This is a genomic window from Quadrisphaera sp. DVD1, from assembly GCF_058932755.1.
The window spans coordinates 18561-34772 of the sequence record NZ_JBZYWI010000013.1; the positions used below are offsets into that span (position 1 = coordinate 18561).

The 16212-nt window shown below is 74.4% G+C and carries 14 protein-coding genes; 4 read left to right on the forward strand and 10 right to left on the reverse strand.

What is annotated here, in order from left to right; all coding sequences use genetic code 11:
* Positions 1-7: 7 nt before the first annotated feature.
* The 9 genes from AC5FZL_RS02760 to AC5FZL_RS02800 form a co-directional block, all read right to left on the reverse strand.
* Complete coding sequence (locus AC5FZL_RS02760) at positions 8-550, reverse strand: gamma carbonic anhydrase family protein (RefSeq protein ID WP_493617037.1); 543 nt, start codon at positions 548-550, stop codon at positions 8-10.
* Positions 547-1458 (reverse strand): amidohydrolase family protein, encoded by a 912-nt coding sequence (locus tag AC5FZL_RS02765; protein ID WP_493617038.1) that lies wholly within the window; start codon positions 1456-1458, stop codon positions 547-549. The genes AC5FZL_RS02760 and AC5FZL_RS02765 overlap by 4 nt, the downstream gene beginning before the upstream one ends.
* Positions 1455-2252 carry an enoyl-CoA hydratase gene (locus AC5FZL_RS02770; RefSeq protein WP_493617039.1) on the reverse strand — a complete coding sequence of 266 codons (798 nt, stop codon included), beginning with the start codon at positions 2250-2252 and terminating at the stop codon, positions 1455-1457. The genes AC5FZL_RS02765 and AC5FZL_RS02770 overlap by 4 nt, the downstream gene beginning before the upstream one ends.
* The gene (locus AC5FZL_RS02775) at positions 2249-3439 is read right to left on the reverse strand and encodes a CaiB/BaiF CoA transferase family protein (protein ID WP_493617040.1); all 1191 of its coding nucleotides are present in this window, start codon (positions 3437-3439) and stop codon (positions 2249-2251) included. Before AC5FZL_RS02775 ends, AC5FZL_RS02770 begins: the two co-directional genes overlap by 4 nt.
* Positions 3440-3537: 98 nt before the next feature.
* On the reverse strand, positions 3538-4914 hold the full coding sequence (locus tag AC5FZL_RS02780; protein ID WP_493617041.1) for an ABC transporter substrate-binding protein: 1377 nt from the start codon (positions 4912-4914) through the stop codon (positions 3538-3540).
* Between the two features lie 195 nt (positions 4915-5109).
* Positions 5110-6006, reverse strand: coding sequence for a carbohydrate ABC transporter permease (locus AC5FZL_RS02785; protein ID WP_493617042.1), 897 nt, complete (start codon positions 6004-6006; stop codon positions 5110-5112).
* Positions 6003-6890 carry a carbohydrate ABC transporter permease gene (locus AC5FZL_RS02790; protein ID WP_493617051.1) on the reverse strand — a complete coding sequence of 296 codons (888 nt, stop codon included), beginning with the start codon at positions 6888-6890 and terminating at the stop codon, positions 6003-6005. Before AC5FZL_RS02790 ends, AC5FZL_RS02785 begins: the two co-directional genes overlap by 4 nt.
* Before the next feature lie 131 nt (positions 6891-7021).
* Positions 7022-7906 (reverse strand): NAD(P)-dependent oxidoreductase, encoded by an 885-nt coding sequence (locus AC5FZL_RS02795; RefSeq protein ID WP_493617043.1) that lies wholly within the window; start codon positions 7904-7906, stop codon positions 7022-7024.
* Between the two features lie 67 nt (positions 7907-7973).
* Positions 7974-8738: an RraA family protein gene (locus AC5FZL_RS02800; RefSeq protein WP_493617044.1), complete on the reverse strand. Its 765-nt coding sequence runs from the start codon at positions 8736-8738 to the stop codon at positions 7974-7976.
* 161 nt (positions 8739-8899) lie between these two features.
* Between AC5FZL_RS02800 and AC5FZL_RS02805 the strand changes: the two genes are divergently transcribed.
* The 4 genes from AC5FZL_RS02805 to AC5FZL_RS02820 are packed head-to-tail and all read left to right on the forward strand — an operon-like array spanning position 8900 to position 13441.
* The gene (locus AC5FZL_RS02805) at positions 8900-9691 is read left to right on the forward strand and encodes a GntR family transcriptional regulator (RefSeq protein WP_493617045.1); all 792 of its coding nucleotides are present in this window, start codon (positions 8900-8902) and stop codon (positions 9689-9691) included.
* 53 nt (positions 9692-9744) lie between these two features.
* Positions 9745-10752, forward strand: coding sequence for a C-terminal binding protein (locus AC5FZL_RS02810; RefSeq protein ID WP_493617046.1), 1008 nt, complete (start codon positions 9745-9747; stop codon positions 10750-10752).
* Positions 10753-10781: 29 nt separating this feature from the next.
* The gene (locus AC5FZL_RS02815) at positions 10782-11987 is read left to right on the forward strand and encodes a fumarylacetoacetate hydrolase family protein (protein ID WP_493617047.1); all 1206 of its coding nucleotides are present in this window, start codon (positions 10782-10784) and stop codon (positions 11985-11987) included.
* Between the two features lie 17 nt (positions 11988-12004).
* The gene (locus AC5FZL_RS02820; protein WP_493617048.1) at positions 12005-13441 is read left to right on the forward strand and encodes an aldehyde dehydrogenase family protein; all 1437 of its coding nucleotides are present in this window, start codon (positions 12005-12007) and stop codon (positions 13439-13441) included.
* On the opposite strand, the gene AC5FZL_RS02825 is transcribed toward AC5FZL_RS02820, so the two are convergent.
* The gene (locus AC5FZL_RS02825) at positions 13428-16031 is read right to left on the reverse strand and encodes a SpoIIE family protein phosphatase (RefSeq protein ID WP_493617049.1); all 2604 of its coding nucleotides are present in this window, start codon (positions 16029-16031) and stop codon (positions 13428-13430) included. The genes AC5FZL_RS02820 and AC5FZL_RS02825 overlap by 14 nt on opposite strands.
* Positions 16032-16212 lie beyond the last annotated feature (181 nt).

Sequence of the window (16212 nt, forward strand, 5' to 3'; positions counted from 1 at the left end):
GGCCACCTCAGCGCCCGGGCGCCGCCGCGACCCCGGCGTCGCGGTGGACCGCCAGGAGGGCGTCGTAGGTGGTGGCGTTGTCGCGCAGCGACTGCACCTCCGCCTCCTCCAGGGGGCGCCGGACCTTCGCCGGGACGCCGGCCACGAGGGAGCCCGGGGGCACGTCGGTGCCCTCGAGCACCACGGCGCCCGCGGCGACGAGCGACCCTGCGCCGATCCGGGCGCCGGTGAGGACCACGGCCCCCATGCCGACGAGCGCGCCGTCCTCGACGGTGCAGCCGTGCAGCACGGCCCGGTGGCCCACCGAGACGCCGGCGCCCACCTCCAGGGCCCCGCGGGTGTCGGCGTGCAGCACGCAGCCGTCCTGGACGTTGCTGCCGGCGCCGATGCGGATGCTGGCGCCGTCGGCACGCAGCACGCTCGTGTACCAGACGCTGGCGCCGTCGGCCAGGGCCACGTCGCCGACGAGCACCGCGCCGGGCGCGACCCAGGCGCCCGGCGCGACCTGCGGCGCGCGCTCGCCGAGCGCCAGCAGCAGCGGCTCGCTCACGCCCCGTCCTGCCCCGCGCCCAGCCGGTACCAGTCCGTGGCGGTGCCGCCGGTGACGCGGGCCAGCTCGTCGTCCGAGGCGCCGGCCGCGCGCACCGCGCCGGACAGGTCGCGCCAGGCGGTGCCGTAGTCGGCGCGCAGGAGCACGACCGGCCAGTTGCTGGCCAGCATCAGCCGCTCGGGGCCGAAGACCTCGACCGCGTGCCGCACGTACGGGCCCAGGGCGTCCCCGCGCCAGCCGTCCCAGGCGGTGAGGACGTCGACGCCGACCGAGACCTTCAGCGCCACGCCGGGGCAGGCCCCGAGCTGGGCCAGCTGGTCGGCCCAGGGCTGCCAGCCGCCGGTGTCCAGCGGCGGGCGCGCGAGGTGGTCCACGACGATCCGCAGGTCCGGCACCGCGCGGGCCAGCTCGAGCACCGCCGCCACCTGCTCGGGGGTGATCGGGACGACGTCCCAGGCGAGGTCGCGCGCGGCCAGGTCGCGGAAGAGCGCGACGACCGCCGGGTCCGCCAGCCACGCCATGGGGTCGCGGGCGATCAGGCACCGCACCCCGCGCCACGTGGCGTCGGCAGCGCGGTCCAGCTCGGCGCGGGCGGCCTCCGGCTCGCGCACCGGGAGCCAGCCGACGACACCGGCCACCGACGGGGAGTCCGCGACGTAGGCGGCCATCCGGTCGTTCTCGGCGGCGCTGTCGACCGACTGCATGAGCACGGTGGCGTCGACGCCGCTGGCGGCCAGCTCGGGGTGCAGGTCCTCCGGGCCGTAGTCCCGGTCGATCGCGCCGTGCGCGGAGGTGCGCCAGCCCTGCTCCTCGGCGTCGACCCGCCAGTAGTGGTGGTGGGCGTCCACCACGCGGGTGGCGGTCGGGTCGCCGGTCGGCCGGCCCGGCTGGTCGGTGGTCGTGGTCATCGGCCCTCCCACTGGGGCGTGCGGTGGTCGAGGAAGGCGTTGACGCCCTCCCGGAAGTCCGCGCTGCCGTAGCAGCGCGCGAGCAGGTCGTCGGCCGGGGCGACCGCGGGCGCGAGGCGCCGGTCGATCTCCTTGAGCGACGCCAGGGTCAGCGGTGCGCCGGCGGTGATCCGGCGCACGAGGTCCGCGGCGGCGGCGTCGAGCTCGCCCCGCGGCACGACGCGGTGGACGAACCCGGCGGCGGCCGCCTCGTCGGCGCCGAGCAGGCGCGCGGTCAGGAGCATCGCGGTGGTGCGCCCCGCACCCAAGCGCTGCTGGAGGCGGGCGACCACGGCGGCGGGGATGCAGTTGCCCAGCGTGCGGGCGATCGGCACGCCGAAGCGGGCCTCGGTCGTGGCCACGAGCACGTCGCACACGGCGGCCACGGCCAGGCCCGCACCCACGGCGGGGCCGTCCACGACGCCGAGCACCGGCACCCGCAGGCCGAGCAGCCGGTCCAGCACGGCGGCGACGCGGTGCTCGTAGGCGACGCCGTCCGCACCGCCCTGCGCCCCCTCGCCGAACTCGGCGAACTGGTGGACGTCGGTGCCCGCGGCGAACGCCTCCCCCTCCCCGCGCACGACCACGAGGCGCAGGCCCGGGTCGGCCTCCACCTGCTCGCACAGCTCCAGGAGCTGGTCGTACATGGCCCAGGTGATGGCGTTGCGGCGAGCGGGGTTCGACAGCACCGCGTGCAGCACGGGGCCCTCGCGGCGCAGGACCACCCGCCCGGCGGCGGCGCCGGGCCCGCTCACGGCTGCCCGGTGGAGCGGCCGAGCACCTCGTCGGTGTGCTCGCCGAGCAGCGGCGGCGGGCGGCGCACCGACGGCGGCGTGGAGCTCAGCCGCAGCGGCGAGGCCAGCAGCGGGAGCCGGCCCTCCACCGGGTGCTCCACCGAGGTGACCATGCCGCGCGCCTTGACGTGCGGGTCCTCGGACAGCACCTGGCCGTAGTCCTGGATCGGCCCCGCCGGCACGCCGGCGCCGAGCAGCGCCTCGACCCACTCGTCGGTGGTCCGCTGGACCATCCGCTCCTCGAGGGCCTCGACGAGCTCGGCGCGGTGGGCCATCCGGCCGGTGTTGGTGGCGAAGCGCTCGTCCTCGACGAGGTGCTCCGCCTCCAGGCACGCGCACAGGCGCCGCCACAGGCGGTCGTTGTTCGCGCCCACCGTGACGAAGCCGTCCTTGGTGGCCAGCGCCTGGTAGGGCGCGGACATCCGGTTGGCCGAGCCGAGCTTGGCCGGCACCCGCCCGGTGTCCCAGTACTCGGTGGACTCCCACACCGCCAGCGCCAGGGCCGACTCGAACAGCGACGTCTCCACCCGCTGGCCGAGGCCGGTGCGCTGCTTGGCCGACCACGCCGCGAGGATGCCGATCGCCATGAACAGGCCCGAGCCGAGGTCGGCGACCGGGATGCCGCTCTTGACCGGCCGGCCGTCGGGCTCACCGGTGATGCTCATGACCCCGGCCATCGCCTGGGCGATGAGGTCGTAGCCGGGCCGGTCGGCGTACGGGCCGCTCTGCCCGAAGCCGGAGATGCTCGCGTAGATGAGCCCCGGGTTGTCCGCCGAGAGGGACTCGTAGTCGACGCCGAGGCGGGCGGCCACCCCCGGCCGCCAGTTCTCGATGACGACGTCGGCCCTCGAGGCCAGGTCGCGGAAGGCGGCCACGCCCTCGGGGGTCTTGAGGTCGAGCACGGCGCTGCGCTTGTTGCGGTTCAGCGACATGAACGCCCTGCTGTCCTCGCCCTTGCCCGAACGGCCCCAGGAGCGCCGGGTCTGGTCACCGCCGTCCGGGTTCTCGACCTTGATGACGTCGGCCCCCAGGTCGGCCAGGACCATCGTGCAGAACGGGCCGGCCATCACCTGGGTGAGGTCCAGCACCACCATGCCGGCCAGCGCGCCGCCCGCCTGGGCCGCCGGCTCGTGCGCCTCGCTGCTCATCGCTGTCCCCTCGTCCCCCTCTGCGCAGCCCCGTCGGCTGCGCCGGAGGGCGGGGCGGCCGCCGAGCAGCCGCCCCGCCCCGTGCTCTCAGCTGCGCGTCACTGCGCCGCGAGGGCCGAGTTCACCTCGTCGATGAAGGCCGAGGCCGCGTCCTCGACGCTCGTGCCGCCGAAGATGATGCTCTCGTAGGCGCGGTCGAACGCCGTCTCGAAGTTCGCCTGGTAGCCGGGGGGGTAGACCACCGACGGCGGCTCGTTCTCGACGATCTCCTGGTACAGCTCCAGGGTGTGGCGCTGCAGCTCCGGCAGGTCCGGGTTGTCGAGCTGGGCCTGCAGGTGGCGGGTGTTGGTCACCGTGCCGTTGTTGGAGGCGAACAGGGCCGCGCCCTCGTCGTCGTTCATCCAGAAGTCGATGAACGCCGCGGCGGTGGGCACGTTGTCGCAGTTCGTCGGGATCGAGAAGCCCGAGGTGAACAGGACGTTGCCCGAGCCCTCCTCGCCGGAGGGCATGGCCACGGTGGTCAGCTTCTGGCCGGGGGCCAGGCCGTCGAGCGTCGCCTGCCCCGGGGAGAGCGCGTTGCCCGGGACGCTGTCCAGCATCGCCTTGCCCTGGGCGACGTAGCGCTGCTCGGTCTGCACCGGCTCCTCCGAGCGCTGCTCGGCGGTGGTCGTCGACCCGCCGGTGCGCAGCTCCTCCCAGAAGTTCCAGAAGTCCTCGAGGGTCTTCTGGTCGAACCCGATCTTGCTGCCGTCGAAGAGGTCCTGGCCCTGGCCGCGGACCCACGCGATGAAGTAGTTCGGCAGGCCACCGCCGAGGTTGGCGGCGGCGATGCCCTCGGGCAGGCCCCCCTGCGCCTCGGTGATGTACTCGCCGAAGGCGTCCCAGTCGTAGCCGTCCTCGGGCAGGCCCACGCCCGCCTGGTCCGCGAGCGTCTGGTTGATCTCGACGGCGTCGTAGGCGGCGCCGTAGGGGATCATGTAGAGCTTGCCGTCGAGGCCGCGGCCGGTGTCGAGGACCTCGGAGGGGATGTCGTCGACGTTGATCGCACCGGACTCGATCATCGGGTCGAGGTCGAGCAGGACGCCCTTGGTGCTGTAGTCGTTGAGCTGGCGGCCCTGGGTCTGGGTGACGCAGGGCAGGTTGCCGCTGGAGGCCTGGACGTTCAGCCGCTCCCAGTAGGCCGCGAAGTCGGCGAACTCCGGCTGCACGGTGACGCCGGGGTTGGCCTCGGTGAACAGGGCCGAGACGCCGTTGGTCAGCTCCACGCGGGGGCCCGAGCCCCAGAAGGACAGGCGGATCTCGCCGCCCACCTCGCCCGTGCCGTCGACCACGTTCTCGTCGTCGCCGCCGCCGCCACCACCGCTGCCGCCGACGGAGGTGCCGCCGCCGCAGGCGGTGGTCACCAGGGCCAGCGTCGCCGCGCCGGCCACGAGGCCCGCGCGGGTCCGCCACGTCCGGCTGTTGTTCGTGAACATCATCGTTCCTCTCTCGGTGCATCGGATCGCTCGTCGGTGAGCGGTCGTGCCGCAGGAGCCTGGCCCCGTCTCGGGCCCCGGTCCGGGGACCGGTCCCTGCGGCGCCTCCGTCGGCGTCGTCCAGGACATGCTGTGCAGGTATTGTCTACAATAGTCGAGCCCGCTGATCAAGCACCGTCACCCGATCGTGACCTGCTACTTGAGGCCGCTCGTGGCGATGCCCTCGATGAGCAGCTTCTGGGCGACGAGGAAGAAGCCGATGATCGGCGCCAGCGACAGCGTCGCCATGGCGAACAGGGGCCCGAAGGCCGACTCCCCGGTGGCGTCCAGGAAGCCGTTGAGGCCCTGCGCCACGGTCCACTTCTCCGGCTGGTTCAGGTAGAGCAGCGGGCCGAGGAAGTCGTTCCAGGTGTGGATGAAGGTGAACAGCGCCGTCGTCCCGATCGCCGGGATGGACAGGGGCAGGATGATCCGCCGGAAGATGCCGACGTGGCCGCAGCCGTCCAGCCGGGCAGCGGCGTCCAGCTCGCGCGGCAGGGTCCGGATGAACTGGACCATGAGGAAGATGAAGAACGCGTCGGTGGCCAGGAACTTGGGCACCACCAGCGGCAGGATCGTGTTGATCCAGGCGAGCTCGTTGAACATGACGTACTGCGGCACGAGCGTCACGTGGTAGGGAAGGAGCATCGTGCCGAGCATCAGGGCGAACAGCGTCCGCTTGAACGGGAACTCCAGCCGCGCGAACGCGTAGGCCGCCAGCGAGCACGAGATGACGTTGCCGAGGATGCACAGCACGGTGATCACGAGCGAGTTCATGAAGTACCGGGAGAAGTTCAGGCTGCCGAAGCTCCAGCCCTCCCGGTAGTTGTCGAAGGTGAGGTTCCCCGACCACAGCCCGATCGTGCCGAACGCCTCGTTGCTGGGCCGCAGCGACGCGCCGATCATCCACAGCAGCGGGTAGAGGATCACGGCGAGGACGAGCAGCAGCACCGCGTGGCGGACCAGCCCGATGACGACCTTGTTCTTGGACCGGCGCCGGCCGAAGACCGGTCGCTGCAGCGCCACGGGCGCCGCGGGAGCCTGAGCGGTCATTTCTCGTCTCCGTAGTGGACCCAGAAGCGGGAGGTGGCGAACATGAAGGCGGTGAAGAGGCCGAGGACGACGACCAGGACCCACGCCATGGCCGAGGCGTAGCCCATCTCCAGGTTGGAGAAGCCGCGCTGGTAGAGGTAGAGCGTGTAGAAGAGCGTGGAGTCCAGCGGCCCGCCCGTGCCGTTGCTGACCACGTACGCCGGGGTGAAGGCCTGGAAGGCGTTCACCGTGGTCAGCAGCACGTTGAAGAAGATCAGCGGCGTGAGCAGGGGCAGCGTCACGTGGAAGAAGCGCCGGACGGGGCCCGCGCCGTCCACGGAGGCCGCCTCGTACAGCTCCTTGGGCACCTGCCGGAGCCCGGCCAGGAAGATGATCATCGCGGACCCGAACGTCCACACGCTGAGGATGATCAGCGTGTAGAGGGCCGTGCTGGGGTTGCCGATCCAGCTCTTGCCCTCGATCCCGAAGACGTCCAGGACGGCGTTGAAGACACCGGTGCCGCCGAAGATCTGCCGCCACAGCACCGCGATCGCGACGCTGGCGCCGATGAGCGACGGCAGGTAGAACGCCGCCCGGTAGAAGGGCAGGAAGCGCATGCCCATGTTGAGGATCATGGCCACCGCCAGGGAGACCGCGAGGATCGACGGCACGGCGATGACGACGTACTGCAGCGTGACCCCGATGGAGTTGAGGAACCGCGGGTCGTCGAGCATCCGCTGGTAGTTCGCCAGCCCCCGCCACTCCGGCGGCGTCAGCAGGTTGTACTTCGTGAACGACAGGTACAGCGAGTACGCCATCGGGCCCAGCGTCAGCAGCGCCATCCCGCCGAACCACGGCAGGAGGAACCCGTAGCCCGCCAGCGCCTCGCGCCGGGACTGGCCCATCGGCCGGCGACCGGCGGGGGCCGGGTCGAGCCCGGCTCCGGGGTCGCGGGCCAGCTGGCCCACCTGCCGGCTCAGCGGGACCGGCTGCGAGCCGTCGCCCTGGGGCGCACTGGCCCTCTCTCGAACGCCTCTCACTCCGCACCTCCTGCGGGTCGCTGCTGCTGGGCCGCGGCGTGCGCCTCGACCCGGTCCGCGAGCACCTGGGCGAGCAGCCCCGCCACCGGCACGCGGACGTCGGCGGCGCGGGCCGCCGCCACCACCTCGAACAGGTCCTTGCTCCACGGCCGCTCGCGCGGGGGCGTGCCGCCCTCGTCGTAGGCGGCGGCGGTCTTGTCGAAGAAGCCCCAGTTGCGGGCCACCCACGAGTCCCCGGTGCTCGAGGCGGTGGCCTCGAAGACGGCCTCCTCGGCGACGCCGTGGGCGGCCGCCAGGTCGAGGGCCTCGTGCACCCCCGCCAGCGCCGACAGCATCATCAGCTGGTTGGCCAGCTTCGTGGCCGCACCGGCGCCCGGCGCGCCGACGAGCAGCACCTGGCTGCCCTCCGTGTCCAGCAGGGGCCGGACCTCCTCGAGGACCGCCTCGTCGCCGCCGACCATGATCGTCAGGTCACCGGCCTCGGCGCGCGCCGCTCCCCCGCTCACCGGCGCGTCCAGCAGCCCGACGCCGTGCTCCCGCGCGACGTCGGCGAGCCGGGCGGCCGTCTCCGGCATCACGGTGCTGTGGATGACCACCGTGCGCCCGTCGCCGCCGCGCTCGAGCCAGCCGTCGGGGCCCTCGAGGACCGACTCCACGGCCGCGTCGTCCGGCACCGCGAGGACGAGCACCTGGCACCGCGCCAGGTCGGCCGGCCCCTCGGCCACGGCGGCGCCGGCCTCGCGCAGGGCCTGGGCCTTCTCGGCCGAGCGGTCGAGGACGGTCACGTCCCACCCGCCACCGAGGAGCGCGAGGGCCATGGGACGGCCGATGTTGCCCAGGCCGACGAAGCCGACCTGGGTGGTGCCTGGCGACGCTGCCATGGGTGTGCTCCCGGGAGGAGGGGTCGTGGGGGTCGGCGCGGGGCGCCCGAGGGCGCCCCGCGGCCGGTCAGAGGCCTTCGTAGTAGGCGAGGACGGCCTCGACGTCGACGGTGCTGTCGGCGGGGCGGCCCTGGCTGGCGTAGTGCTTGCGCCGGGCGTTCATGTCGGCCAGGAGGATGGCGCGCCCGTGGACGGCGACCTCCTGCGCGACGGCGGCGGGGACGACGACCACGCCGTCGTCGTCGCACCCGACGATGTCACCGGGCTGCACCTGCACGCCGCCGCAGGCGATGGTGCCCTGGACCTCGACGACCTCGATGCGGCCGGGGATGATCGTGCGGCCGCGGTGGCGGGCCACGACCGGGTTCTTCTGGAGGATGACCTCGCCGGTGTCGCGGCAGTACCCGTCGGTGATGATCCCGACGGCGCCCTTGCCCACGGAGGCCATGGCGTTCTCCGAGCCCCAGAAGCCGACCTCGGGGCCGCCGCCGGACTCCATGACGATGACGTGCCCGGGGGCGAGGTCGGCCGGCAGGTTGATGTGGCCGTAGCGCTCGAACCAGATGCGGTGGGCCTCGACGATGTCCTGGGTCGAGTCGAGCTTCCACATCGGCTTGTTGGACGGGACGCAGCGGATGGTCGCCGCCGAGCCCCAGAAGCGCATCCCGCTCCAGAGCGGGCGCACGTCCTTGTCCATGAGCGTCAGGTTGAAGTACCCGATGCCGTCCAGGGCGTCGGCCACGTCGCAGACCCGCAGGTGCTTGTACAGGCTGTTCAGGTCGGACGGGTCGGCCTTCGCTGCCTCGGTGGTGGTGGAGTCGGTGAGCGACATCAGGTTCCCTTCTCGTCGTTGAGGGGCTTCGGGAGGAGACTGCGCGCTCGGGCTCTTCGCTCCCCGACCGCTCTGGCCCTCCGTCGCACCAGCGGGCTATTGTCTACAACAGACGGATCAGGGGCGCAAGGGTCCCGGCCGGACGACCTCCAGGAGCCACCATGAGCCCGCGCGCGCAGTCCGCCCCCCGTGGCGCCGCCGCCGCCGTCGCCACGGCGGGTCTCGCAGCCGTCCCGTCGAGCGTCGACGTGCCGCACCTCCTGCGGGCGCAGGGCGCGGCCACCATCACGCGGATCGACGCGCGCACGGACGCGCGGATCGACGCGCCGAGCCTGGTCCAGCTCGCGGCCGAGTCGATCCGGGGCATGATCCTCGCCGGCCGCCTGGCCCCCGGTGAGCGGCTCATCGAGGAGCGGCTGACCGAGGAGCTCGGGATCAGCCGCCCGCCGCTGCGCGAGGCGCTGCGCCTGCTGCAGCAGGAGGGGCTGATCGTCACCCGCCCGCGCCGGGGGTCGACCGTGGCCACCCTCACCGACCAGGACGTCTTCGAGATCCTCACCCTGCGCTCGGCGCTCGAGCGCCTCGCCGTCGAGCTCGGGGTGCCGGTGCGCGACCCCGAGCGCCTCGCCGTGTGCCGCGCGGCGCTGGAGCGGATGGAGGCGAGCGCGCGCGAGGAGGACCGCGGCGCGCTGGTCACGCACGCCTACGCGTTCCACGCCTCGATCGTCGCGCTGGCCGGCCACCGCCGGCTGGACGAGAGCTACGCGGCCGTGCAGCAGCAGCAGATGCTCTGCATGGCGCGCAACCTCTACACGCGCGAGCACGAGTACGAGGACCTGGTGACCCACGTCGGGCGGCACCGCCGCCTGCTCGAGGTCATCGAGGCCGGCGACCCGGACGCCGTCCTCGCCGAGCTGGCCGTCCACGGCGAGCGGTCCTTCCTCCCTCGCTGACCACCGCCCACGAGCACCACGAGCACCACCAGGCCGCGACGGAGGGGCCCACCATGACCGAGACCCGCACCGATCCCCAGACCCGCACCGGGAGCACCGGCAGCGCCCCGCCCGTGGTGCTCATCACCGACTGCGACATGGGGCCCGCCGACCTGGAGCGGGCCGAGGTGGAGGCCGCCGGTCACCGCCTGGTGGTCGCCGACTGCCGCACCGAGGACGACGTCGTCGAGGCGGTGCGGGACAGCGGCGCGGTGGGTCTGCTCGTGCAGTACGCGCCGATCACCCGGGGCGTCCTGGAGGCCTGCCCCGGGGTGCGCGCGCTCTTCCGCTACGGCGTGGGCATGGACAACGTCGACACCCAGGCCGCCCGCGAGCTCGGGGTGGTGGCGCGCAACGTGCCGGACTACGGCTCCGCGGAGGTGGCCGACCACGCCGTCACCCTCCTGCTGTCGCTGCTGCGAGGGGTCCCGGCGTGGTCGGCGGCCACCGCGCGGGGCGGGTGGCCGTCCCGCGGCGACCTGCCCGACCCCCGCGAGCTGCGCGAGTGCACGCTCGGGCTGCTGGGCTTCGGCGCGATCGCCCGCGAGGTCGGCGTCCGCGCCCGCGCCTTCGGGATGACGGTGCTGGCCCACGACCCCTACGTCGACGCCGCCGACGTCGAGGCGACCGGCGCCCGGCCCGTCGCCTTCGAGGAGCTGTGGCGGGCGAGCACGGCGGTCAGCGTCCACGCGCCGCTGACCGAGGGCACCCGCGGCGTCGTCGACGCCCGGGCGCTGGGGCTGATGGCCCCCGGCTCCTTCCTCGTCAACACCGCGCGGGCGGGCCTGGTGGACCGCGGCGCGCTCGAGGCCGCCCTGGCCAGCGGCCAGCTGGCCGGCGCGGGCCTGGACGTGTGGTGGACCGAGCCCGCCGACCCCCAGGACCCGCTCGTGCGCGACCCCCGCGTCCTGCTCACCCCGCACGTGGCGTGGTTCTCCACCGGCTCGGTGCAGCGCCTGCGCACCTTCGCGGCCAGCCGGCTCATCGACGTCCTCACCACCCCCACGCCCGCCGCACCATGAGGCGCGGCCCCGACCCGGAAGGCACCCCGATGGATCTGAGCACGCGCGTGGACGCCGTCCTGCCCGACGACGCGGCGACGGCGACGCTGCTGGCCCGCGTCCACGACCCCTCCTCCGGAGGCCCCTGCGTGGCCGCCGTCCGCGGCGACCTGCTCGTCGACCTCACGGAGGTCGAGCCGACGGTGGCCGACCTCCTCGAGCGCCCGGACGCCGTGGACGTGGTGCGCTCGGCGCCCGGCGGGCGCACGTGGGCCCTCGACGAGGTGCTGCGCGCCACCCTGGCCCGTGACGCCGCGTCCCCCCGGCTGCTCGCACCGATCGACCTCCAGGTCATCAAGGCCGCGGGCGTGACGTTCGTGCGGAGCATGCTCGAACGGGTCATCGAGGAGCGGGCGGCCGGCGACCCGGCCCGCGCCGAGGAGGTCCGCCGGCGGATCGGGGACGTGGTCGGCGGCGCCGTCTCGCGCGTCCGGCCGGGATCGGAGGAGGCGGCGCGGGTCAAGGAGGTGCTCCTGGAGGAGGGCCTGTGGTCGCAGTACCTCGAGGTCGGCATCGGCCCCGACCCGGAGATCTTCACCAAGGCCCCCGTCCTGTCCGCCGTGGGCACCGGCGCCCAGATCGGCGTCCTCGCCCGGTCGTCGTGGAACAACCCCGAGCCCGAGCTCGTGCTGGCCGTGACCTCCTCGGGCACCCCGGTCGGCGCGATGCTCGGCAACGACGTCAACCTGCGCGACTTCGAGGGGCGCAGCGCCCTCCTGCTCACCGAGGCCAAGGACAACAACGCCTCCTGCGCCCTCGGGCCCCTCCTGCGCCTCTTCGACGACGGGTTCTCCCTGGACGACGCGCGCGGGGTGGACGTCCGCCTGCGGGTCGAGGGCCCGGAGGGCTACGTGCTCGAGGGCGTGAACCCGGTGAGCGAGATCAGCCGCCACCCCCTCGACCTGGTCGCCCACGCGCGGGGTCCCCACCACCAGTACCCCGACGGCTTCGTCCTCTTCACCGGCACGATGTTCGCGCCGACGGAGGACCGCGGCGTCGCCGGGCAGGGCTTCACGCACCGCGAGGGCGACGTGGTCTCCATCTCCTCCCCGCGCCTGGGCTCCCTGGTCAACACCGTCACCTCGGCCGAAGACGCCCCCGACTGGGAGTTCGGCATCCGGGCGCTGATGCGCAACCTGGCCACCCGGGGGCTGCTCCAGACAGCCCCGACCACCCGCGCCACCGCGGCCCGCTGAGAGACCGGAGGACCTCCGTGCAGCAGTACCGGAACCACATCGGCGGCGAGTGGGTCGAGGGACCCGCCTACGCCCCCAACACCAACCCCTCCGACCTCGGCGACGTGGTCGGGGAGTACGCGCAGGGCGACGCCGCGGCCGTGCAGGCCGCCGTGGCGGCCGCGAACGACGCCTTCGGCGCCTGGTCGACGTCCACGCCGCAGCAGCGCTTCGACGTCCTGGACGCCGCCGGCACGCAGGTGCTCGCCCGCCGGGCGGAGCTCGCGAGGCTGCTGGCCCGCGAGGAGGGCAAGCCGCTGGGGGAGGCGGTGGGCGAGGTCGTCCGCGCCGGGCAGATCTTCAAGTTCTTCGCCGGGGAGGCCCTGCGGGTGACCGGCGACGTCGTCGCGTCCGTCCGCCCCGGCATGACCGTGGAGATGACGCGCGAGCCCCTCGGCGTGGTCGGCCTGATCACGCCCTGGAACTTCCCGATCGCCATCCCCGCCTGGAAGATGGCGCCCGCCCTGGCCTTCGGCAACACCGTCGTGGTGAAGCCGGCCGACCTCACGCCGGGGTGCACCTGGGAGCTCGTGAAGATCCTCGAGGACTCCGGCCTGCCGCCGGGGGTGCTCAACCTCGTGATGGGCCGGGGCTCCGTGGTGGGCGAGGCGCTCGTGTCCTCCCCCGACGTCACCGCGATCAGCTTCACCGGCTCGGTCGGGGTGGGCCGCGGGATCGCCGTGCGGTGCGCGCAGACGCACAAGCGCGTCCAGACCGAGATGGGCGGCAAGAACCCCATGGTGGTCCTCGACGACGCGGACCTCGAGACCGCCGTGGCGGCGTGCGTGAACGGGGCGTACTTCTCCACCGGCCAGCGGTGCACCGCCTCCTCTCGCCTCATCGTCACGGAGGGGATCCACGACCGCTTCGTCGAGGCCCTGCTCGAGCGGGTGCGCGGGCTGAAGGTCGGCCACGCGCTGGAGGAGGGCACCGTCGTCGGGCCGGTCGTCAGCCAGGCGCAGCTCGACCAGGACCTCGAGTACGTCGCGGTGGCCGGCTCCGAGGGCGGGGAGGTCTTCGGCGGCGAGCGGCTCGACCTGGCCACCCCCGGCTACTACATGGCCCCGGCCCTCGTCACCGGCACGGCCAACGACATGCGCATCAACCGCGAGGAGGTCTTCGGGCCCGTCGCGTCGGTCGTGCGGGTCGCGGACTACGACGCCGCGCTGGCCGCCGCCAACGACACCGAGTTCGGGCTCTCCGCGGGGATCTGCACCACCTCGCTGAGCCGGGCGAGCCACTTCAAGCGGCACGCCCGCGCCGGCATGGTCATGGTCAACGCCCCGACGGCGGGCGTGGACTACCACGTCGCCTTCGGCGGCAGCCGCGGCTCGAGCTACGGCCCCCGCGAGCAGGGCAGCTACGCGCGGGAGTTCTACACCCTGGTCAAGACGGCCTACGTCAACCCGGGCTGAGCCCAGGCTCCGGGGGGACCTCCGGAGGCAGCCGGTTGGGACCGGCCTCGGCGGGCCGGGGCCGGTCCTGCGGGTGCAGGCGGACGGCGACCAGCGCGACGTCGTCCTCGGCGCGCTCCGGCAGCAGCCGCTGCAGGAGCGCGTCGCACAGGTCGTCCAGGGGCAGGTCGGCGAGCTCGGCGAGGGCGTCGCGCAGCCGGGCCAGCCCCACCTCCAGCGACTGGTCGCGCCGCTCGACGAGCCCGTCGGTGTAGAGCAGCACCGTGGTGCCGCGGTCCACGGTGAGCACCGACTCCACCCGGCGCGTGGTGGGGTCGATCCCCAGCAGCAGGTCCGCCTCCACGCCGCTCATCACGAGGACCGAGCCGTCGGGCGCGAGCGCCATGGGAGGCGGGTGGCCGGCGCTGGACCAGCGCACCCGCGTCAGCCCGCGCACCCGCTCGTCCGGGGTCTGCTCGAGGCGGACCACGGCCGCGGTGGCCGTGGTCTCCACCTGCAGGCCCTCCATCGCCGCGTCCAGGCCCGCCAGGACGGCGGCCGGTCCGTCCCCGGTGTGGAACGCGATGCCGCGCAGCAGGCCGCGCAGCTGGCCCATCGCCGCCGCGGCGGCGCTGTCGTGGCCGACGACGTCGCCGATGACGAGCACCGTGCTCCCGGACGGCTGCAGGAAGGCGTCGTACCAGTCACCGCCGACCTGGGCGGCCTCGGCGGCCGGGGCGTAGCGGACGACGACCTGCGCGTGGTCGGGCTCGGGCGGTTCGGTGAGCAGGCCGCGCTGGAGGTCCTCGGACAGGCGCTTCTGCTGGTCGTAGAGGCGGGCGTTGTCGAGGGCCAGGCCGGCGCGCGCGGCGACCTCCTCGGCGGTGGCGAGGTCCTCGTCACCGACCGGCGGGCCGCTGCGGCCGCGGAACACCGACAGCAGGCCCAGGGTCCGCCCGCGGCCGCGCAGCGGCAGGACGGCGCCGGTGTCGGGGGCGAGCACGTCGAGCAGCTCGCGCGCCCTGGCGTCGTCGAGGACCTCGCGGACCGCGCGGGCGGCGTCGGCGTCGATGTGGGCGGGGCGGCCGGTGCGCAGCGCCCTGGCCACGAAGGAGCGGCCGGACAGCGCGCCCTGGCGCAGCTCGGCGTACTCCGCCAGGACCGGGCGCAGCAGGGGGTCGGCGTGCCACCAGCCGACGTCGCGGACCGCGCCGTCCTCGTCGACGAGGGAGACGATGCACCAGTCGGCGAGCGCCGGCACCACCAGCCGCGCCAGGCGCGCCACGGCCGCCCGCGGCTCCAGGGTCTCGGCGAGGGCTGCGCTGACCTCGACGAGCAGCTCCAGCCGGGCGGCGGCGCGGTCGGCGCGCTCCTGCGCCTGCCGGCGCTGGCTGATGTCGAGGAAGTACACCGACAGCCCGTCCGGCACCGGCCAGGCGCGCACCTCGTACCAGGCGTCCAGCGGGGGCGGGTAGTACGCCTCGAACGTGGCCGGGCGCCCGTGCTCGACCACGCCGCGGTAGGCGCGCTCGAACTCGCTGCCGACGGCCTCGGGGAACTCCTCCCACAGGCTCGCGCCCACGAGCTCCTGGCGGCGGCGGCCGAGGAGGCGCTCGGCCTCGGCGTTGACGTAGTTGAACCGCCAGTCCCGGCCGACGGAGAAGAACGCGGCCGACATCGCCTCCAGCACGCTGGAGACCCGGGCCTCGCCCTCGTGCACGGCGGTGGTGTCGTAGGCGGCGCCGAGGAGGCGCACGGCCCGCCCGCGCCCGTCCGACAGGGCGCGGCCGCGCGCCTGGATCCAGCGCACCGAGGCGTCGGGGAGGACGACGCGGTACTCCGCCGCGTACTCCCCGCACCGGTCCACCGCCCCCTGCAGGGCCGCGGTGACGCGCGGCAGGTCCTCCGGGTGCACCCGGGCGTTGAACGCCTCGATCGTCTCGTCGAAGGCCGCGCGCTCGTACCCGAAGAGCTCGACCAGCCGGTCGTCCCACGACAGCCGCCCGGTGCCCAGGTCCCAGTCGAAGCCGCCCACGCCGGCGGCGTCGATCGCGAGCAGCCAGCGCAGCCGGCTCGACTCGTACTCCGCGGACAGCGCCGAGAGCTCGAGCTCGGCCACGGCCGAGTCGGCCAGCTGCTGCAGGAGGACGACGTCGGCGTCGGTCCACTCCCGCGGCGCGGGCCCGAAGACGCACAGCGCGCCGAACGTCGCGCCGTCCTCGGCGCTGAGCGGGACGCCCAGGTAGGCGACGACCTCCCCCGCGGCGACCAGCGGCAGGTCCGCGACGCGCGGGTCCTGCCGCGCGTCGGAGACGACCAGCGGCTCGCCGGCTGCGGCCGCCACCGCGCACAGCGAGACCTCCACCGGTTCCTGGCGGTGGGGCGGGGCGCCCGCGACCCGCCCGGCGCCCCCCACCACGGTGCGGACGTCCCCGAGGAGGGAGACCTCGGCGACCGGGGCGGCCAGCAGCCGGGTGGCCAGCTCCCCCAGCCGGTCCAGCGCGGCGCTGTGCGAGCCCTCGACGAGCAGCCGGTGCGCCGCGGCGGAGCGGCGCTCCTCCCGGTCCGGAACCTCCTCCGCCCCTGGGACCCGCCCCCCGCCTCGCTGCACGGACCCATCCTGCCCCGCTGCCGCCGCAGCGCCTCCCGCCACGCCCGCCCCGGCACCCACGACTCCCGCTCGACACCCAGGAACCTCCCAGCCGGGGCGCCTACGGTCGCGGCAGGACCAGCCCAGGACAGGACGGCGATGACTCCCAGCACTCCCCCGCAGCCGGCCCGCCCGACCGCCC